The sequence below is a fragment of the Microbacterium sp. zg.Y909 genome, from assembly GCF_024626565.1.
The window spans coordinates 1-4,762 of record NZ_JANJFJ010000343.1 but is presented as its reverse complement, the minus strand read 5'-3'; the positions used below and the strand labels follow the sequence as shown (position 1 = coordinate 4,762).

Below are 4,762 nucleotides of genomic sequence, written 5' to 3'. Positions count from 1 at the left end.
TTGCGCTCGACCAGCGCACGGCTGGTGATCATCTCGCTGACGTACAGCCCGGCGCCGTATTCGCGGCACAGCCGCCGGAAGGCGGTGTTGGTGATACCCGCCATCGGAGCCAGCACGACGGGCGCATCGAGCTCGATCGGCCCGATGCGCAGCGTGGGGGCGGGTGCGACGGTGGAAGACATCCTCTCCATTCTCCCAGATGCTGGCCGCCCCACAGGCGACCCACGGCCCTATCGTGGAGAACATGACCGACGACCAGAGTGTGGACATCCGCCAGATCCCCTTCCGCACGGCCGACGGGGAGCAGAAGACGCTCGCTGATCTCGGCGACGGACCCTTCCTCGTCGTCAACGTCGCATCGAAGTGCGGCCTGGCGCCGCAGTACGAGACGCTCGAAGAACTGCAGCGCACCTACGGCGACCGTGGGCTGACGGTCGTGGGGTTTCCCAGCAACCAGTTCATGGGCCAGGAGCCCGGCTCGATGGAGGAGATCCTCGAGTACTGCTCGACCACGTGGGGCGTGACCTTCCCGGTGCAGGAGAAGATCCACGTCAACGGTCGCAACGCGGCTCCCCTGTACAAGGCGCTGAAGAAGGCCCGCAACGTCGAAGGAGCCCGAGGGCCCGTCATGTGGAACTTCGAGAAGTTCCTGGTCACCCCCGACGGCGCCGTGCACCGGTTCCGTCCGCAGGTCAAGCCCGACGCACCCGAGGTCATCGCCGCGATCGAAGACGCACTGGCGGGCTGAGAGCGCGGACGGGCGGGCGCACGTCGCGCATACGAAAAGGGCCTCACCGCAGCAGCGGCGAGGCCCCTTTCGTCGGTCTCAGGCGGCGGGGACGGCGGCGTCCGGGTCGGGCTGGGTGCTGCGCTCGGCCCACACCTGTCGTGCGATCTGCGCGAACGCGTCGGCGGGCTGGGCGCCGCTCACACCGTACTTGCCGTCGATGACGAAGAACGGCACCCCGGTGATCCCATAGGCCTGCGCCTGCGCCTGGTCGGCGCGCACGTCGGCCAGGTGCTGACCGCTCTCGAGCGCGGCGCGGGCGGCCTCGGCGTCGAGGCCGGCATCGGCCGCCAGTTGCACGAGGTCATCGATACGGCCGACGTGACGCCCCTCGGTGAAGTACGCGGCCATCAGTCGCTCGGCCATCTCGTGCTGGCGACCGTGTGCCTTGGCGAAGTGCAGCAGTTCGTGCGCCTTGACGGTGTTGGTGTGCTTCAGCAGGTCGAACCGGTAATCCAGTCCTGCTTCGGCGGCGACCCCGGCGACGCGCTCGAGCATCTGCTGCACCTGGTCACGGGGCATACCCTTGTGGCCGGCGAGGAAGTCGATCTCGTCGCCCTCGAAGTCGACGGGGGTGTCGGGTGAGAGCTCGTACGAGTGGTAGGTCACCTCGACGATGGGCGCGTCGGCGTCGGTGGATGCCGCGGCCAGCCCGTTCTCGAGGTTGCGCTTGCCGATGTAACACCACGGGCAGGCGATGTCACTCCATACGTCGATCTTGATGGCATCCGTCATGCCGGGGCCAACGCGGCGCTGGGGCGATCTATTCCGTGCGGGTCATACACTCGGCGCGTCGACCGCCCCGCCGAAGCGGCGGTCGCGATCGAGATAGATGCCGATCGCGCGCCACAGCTCGGTGCGGGAGAAATCCGGCCACAGGGTGTCGAGGAACACCATCTCGGCGTAGGCCGCCTGCCACAGCAGGAAATTCGACGTGCGCTGCTCGCCGCTGGACCGCAGGAACAGGTCGACGTCGGGCATGTCGGGCACGTACAGGTGGCGCTGGATCAGCTTCTCGCTCACCGCCGAGGGCTTGATCCGGCCCGCGGCGACGTCGTCGGCGATCGCCCGCACCGCGTCGACGATCTCGACCCGGCCGCCGTAGTTGACGCACATCGTGAGAGTGAGCACGTCGTTGCCCGCCGTCAGCTGCTCGGCGTACTGCAGCTCTTTGATGACCGAGCCCCACAGCCGCGGCTTGCGGCCCGCCCAGCGCACGCGCACGCCCCACTCATTGAGCTGGTCGCGCCGGCGGTGCAGCACGTCGCGGTTGTAGCCCATGAGGAAGCGCACCTCTTCGGGCGAGCGCGCCCAGTTCTCGGTGGAGAACGCGTACACCGAGAGGTTCTTGACCCCAGCCTGGATGGCGCCGGCCACGACGTCGAGCAGCACCTCCTCGCCGGCCTTGTGGCCCTCGATCCGGGTGAGGCCGCGCCGGTTCGCCCAGCGGCCGTTGCCGTCCATGACGATGGCGATGTGCTGCGGCACGCCCTTCTTGGGGAAGTCAGGCGGGTACTGTCCCGTCCAATCCAGGGGGCGGTACGGCACCGCGTCGCGATGCGTGTAGGGCTTGGGTGTCACCGTGAAGCTCCCGCTCTCGGGGTCTGGGCTGTCGCCACGTGCGAAAGCGAGCGGATGCCGCGCTCCAGATGCCATTGCGCGTATGCGGCCACGAGTCCCGACGCTGCACCGGACGCGCCGTCGGTCGCGCCGTCTACGACGTCCCAGTCCCCCGCCAGCAGCGCACGAAGCTGCGCTCCCGTCTCGGGATGCACGCGCGCCGAGCCGGCCGGCGCGCACGCGGCGCACACCATGCCGCCCAGCTGAGCGACGAACCACTCGTGCGGGCCCTTCGCCCCGCATCGGGCGCAGTCGAGCAGGTTGGGTGCCCAGCCCGACAGCGCCATGACGCGCAGCAGGTAGGAGTCCAACACGGCCCGCGATGCGTGCTCTGCGCGCGACAGCGCCCGCAGGCCGCCGACGAGCAGCAGGTACTGCTGCGAGGTGGTCTCGGCCTCGTTCAGCCGGTCGGCGGTCTCGACCATGGCGCTGGCGGCGGTGTAGCGGTCGTAATCGGCGGCGATCTGCGCGCCGTAGGAGCCCAGCGACTCGGCCTGCTGCACGATGTCGAGCGATCGGCCTTGGTAGAGCTGCACATCGGCGACCATGAACGGCTCGAGCCGCGAGCCGAACCTCGACGAGGTGCGGCGCACGCCCTTCGCGACCGCGCGCAGCTTGCCGTGGCGGCGACTGAGCATCGTCACGATGCGGTCGGCTTCACCCAGTTTGTGGGTGCGCAGAACCACGACTTCGTCGCGATAGGTGGGCACCCCTCCATTATCGACCGGCGAGGCGCACTCGCGTCGCGGCGCGGCGACGGCAACAATGAACGCGTGCCCGAAACCACCTTCGCCATTCCGCTGTGGGCGGACCTTCTCGCGGTCGGACTGGGCGGGGTGCAGGGCGCTCTGTTCGCGGCTGGCTTCACCGGGCGACGCCTCGACCTGCTGGGTGTGGCGATCATCGGCATCGTCATGGGCATGGGCGGCGGCCTCATCCGCGACCTGCTGCTGAACACCACACCGGTGACGCTGCAGAGCAACTGGTACCTGCTCACGGCGATGGGTGCGGCACTGGTGGGCATGCTGCTGTCCGGCATCTTCCAGCGGCTCAACCACGTGATCATCGCTCTGGATGCCGTCGTGATCGGGCTGTTCGGCGCCTTCGGCACCAGCAAGGCGCTGGCCCTCGGGCTGCCGATGGTGCCGGCGGTGTTCATCGGGGTGTGCTCGGCGGTGGGCGGCGGCATCCTGCGCGACGTCATCATGGGGCTGCCGGTCGCCATCATGCACGTCGGGTCGCTGTACGCGGTGGCTGCGGGCGTCGGTTGCTTTGTCCTCGCGGGACTCGACGCGCTGGGGGTGCCGCTCACTGCTGCCGCGGTCGCCAGCGTCGTGGTGACCGCTGTGATCAGGCTGCTCGCCGTGATCTTCGACATCTCGCTTCCCGAGCAGCGGCGTCTTCACCGCCGCAAGGTCGCGGTCGAGACGAGCGCGATCCCGATCGTCACGCAGGATCCGCCCCGCCGCGCCTGGCTCCGCCGCCCCCGCCCCCGCCCCCGCCCTCAGCGCTGAGACGAAAACCGACGGCCGAGACAGCGGGTGATACCCACGGTCTCGGCCGCCAGCATTCGTCTCACGGCCCTGAGCGACCGCGGCGGTGTCACACGGCGGTCAGCTGGGCCTCGCGGGTGCGCGTGCGGATCGCGCGGTTCACGCACGAGACGATCGCCTTCAGGCTCGCAGTCGAGATGTCGCCGTCGATTCCGACCCCCCACAGCCGCTCGCCGTCCACCTGCAGCTCGACGTAGGCGGCCGCCTGCGCGTCGCCCCCCGCGCTGAGCGTGTGCTCGACGTAGTCGTAGAGCGAGATGTCGAAGCCGCGCGCGCTCAACACCGACAGGAACGCCGCAATCGGCCCGTTGCCGGTGCCGGTGAGATCCTCCTGGCCGTCGCCGTCGCGCAGCGTCACATCGAGGGTGACGTCGCCCGACATGTCGCTCTGGGTGCGGGTGGCCAGCAGCTCGAAGCGGCCCCACTTGGCCTCATCGGCCGTCGAGGGCAGGTACTCGTCGGTGAAGATGTCCCAGATCTGCTCGCTGGTGACTTCGCCACCCTCGGCGTCGGTCTTGGCCTGCACGACACCCGAGAACTCGATCTGCAGCTTGCGAGGCAGGTCCAACGCGTGGTCGGTGCGCAGCAGGTAGGCGACGCCCCCCTTGCCCGACTGCGAGTTCACCCGGATGACCGCCTCGTACGAGCGCCCCAGGTCCTTCGGGTCGATCGGCAGGTAGGGAACGGCCCACTCGATCTCGTCGACCGAGACCCCGGATGCCGCGGCGCGGGCTTCCATCGCCTCGAAGCCCTTCTTGATCGCGTCCTGGTGCGACCCGCTGAAAGCGGTGAAGACGAGGTC

The 4,762-nt window shown here is 69.1% G+C and carries 7 protein-coding genes; 2 read left to right on the top strand and 5 right to left on the bottom strand.

What is annotated here, in order from left to right:
* Positions 1–182, bottom strand: a 182-nt coding sequence (locus NQ160_RS18770) for a tRNA-dihydrouridine synthase (protein ID WP_257516634.1), incomplete at its 3' end; no start/stop codon positions are given.
* A 62-nt stretch (positions 183–244) separates the two neighbouring features.
* On the opposite strand from NQ160_RS18770, the gene NQ160_RS18765 reads away from it, so the two are divergent.
* A complete protein-coding gene (locus tag NQ160_RS18765; RefSeq protein WP_257516633.1) occupies positions 245–748 on the top strand; it encodes a glutathione peroxidase in 504 nt (167 codons plus the stop codon).
* Between the two features lie 78 nt (positions 749–826).
* Here the strand turns inward: NQ160_RS18765 and NQ160_RS18760 are convergent, their stop codons facing one another.
* From NQ160_RS18760 to recO, 3 genes are read right to left on the bottom strand one after another with little or no spacing between them, the layout of a single operon-like run.
* The gene (locus NQ160_RS18760; protein WP_257516632.1) at positions 827–1,522 is read right to left on the bottom strand and encodes a DsbA family oxidoreductase; all 696 of its coding nucleotides are present in this window, start codon (positions 1,520–1,522) and stop codon (positions 827–829) included.
* Positions 1,523–1,564: 42 nt separating this feature from the next.
* Positions 1,565–2,368, bottom strand: coding sequence for an isoprenyl transferase (locus NQ160_RS18755; RefSeq protein WP_257516631.1), 804 nt, complete (start codon positions 2,366–2,368; stop codon positions 1,565–1,567).
* Complete coding sequence (gene recO, locus NQ160_RS18750; protein ID WP_257516630.1) at positions 2,365–3,117, bottom strand: DNA repair protein RecO; 753 nt, start codon at positions 3,115–3,117, stop codon at positions 2,365–2,367. The genes NQ160_RS18755 and recO overlap by 4 nt, the downstream gene beginning before the upstream one ends.
* A gap of 63 nt (positions 3,118–3,180) precedes the next feature.
* Here recO and NQ160_RS18745 point away from each other — a divergent pair, with 63 nt between their 5' ends.
* Positions 3,181–3,921, top strand: coding sequence for a trimeric intracellular cation channel family protein (locus NQ160_RS18745; RefSeq protein WP_257516629.1), 741 nt, complete (start codon positions 3,181–3,183; stop codon positions 3,919–3,921).
* Positions 3,922–4,009: 88 nt separating this feature from the next.
* Here the strand turns inward: NQ160_RS18745 and NQ160_RS18740 are convergent.
* On the bottom strand, positions 4,010–4,762 hold a 753-nt coding region (locus NQ160_RS18740), incomplete at its 5' end, for an alpha-isopropylmalate synthase regulatory domain-containing protein (RefSeq protein ID WP_306853756.1).

Coding starts and splice junctions, on each gene's coding strand:
- NQ160_RS18765 (WP_257516633.1), top strand. CDS start 245: ATGACCGACGACCAGAGTGTGGACATCCGCCAGATCCCCTTCCGCACG.
- NQ160_RS18760 (WP_257516632.1), bottom strand. CDS start 1,522: ATGACGGATGCCATCAAGATCGACGTATGGAGTGACATCGCCTGCCCG.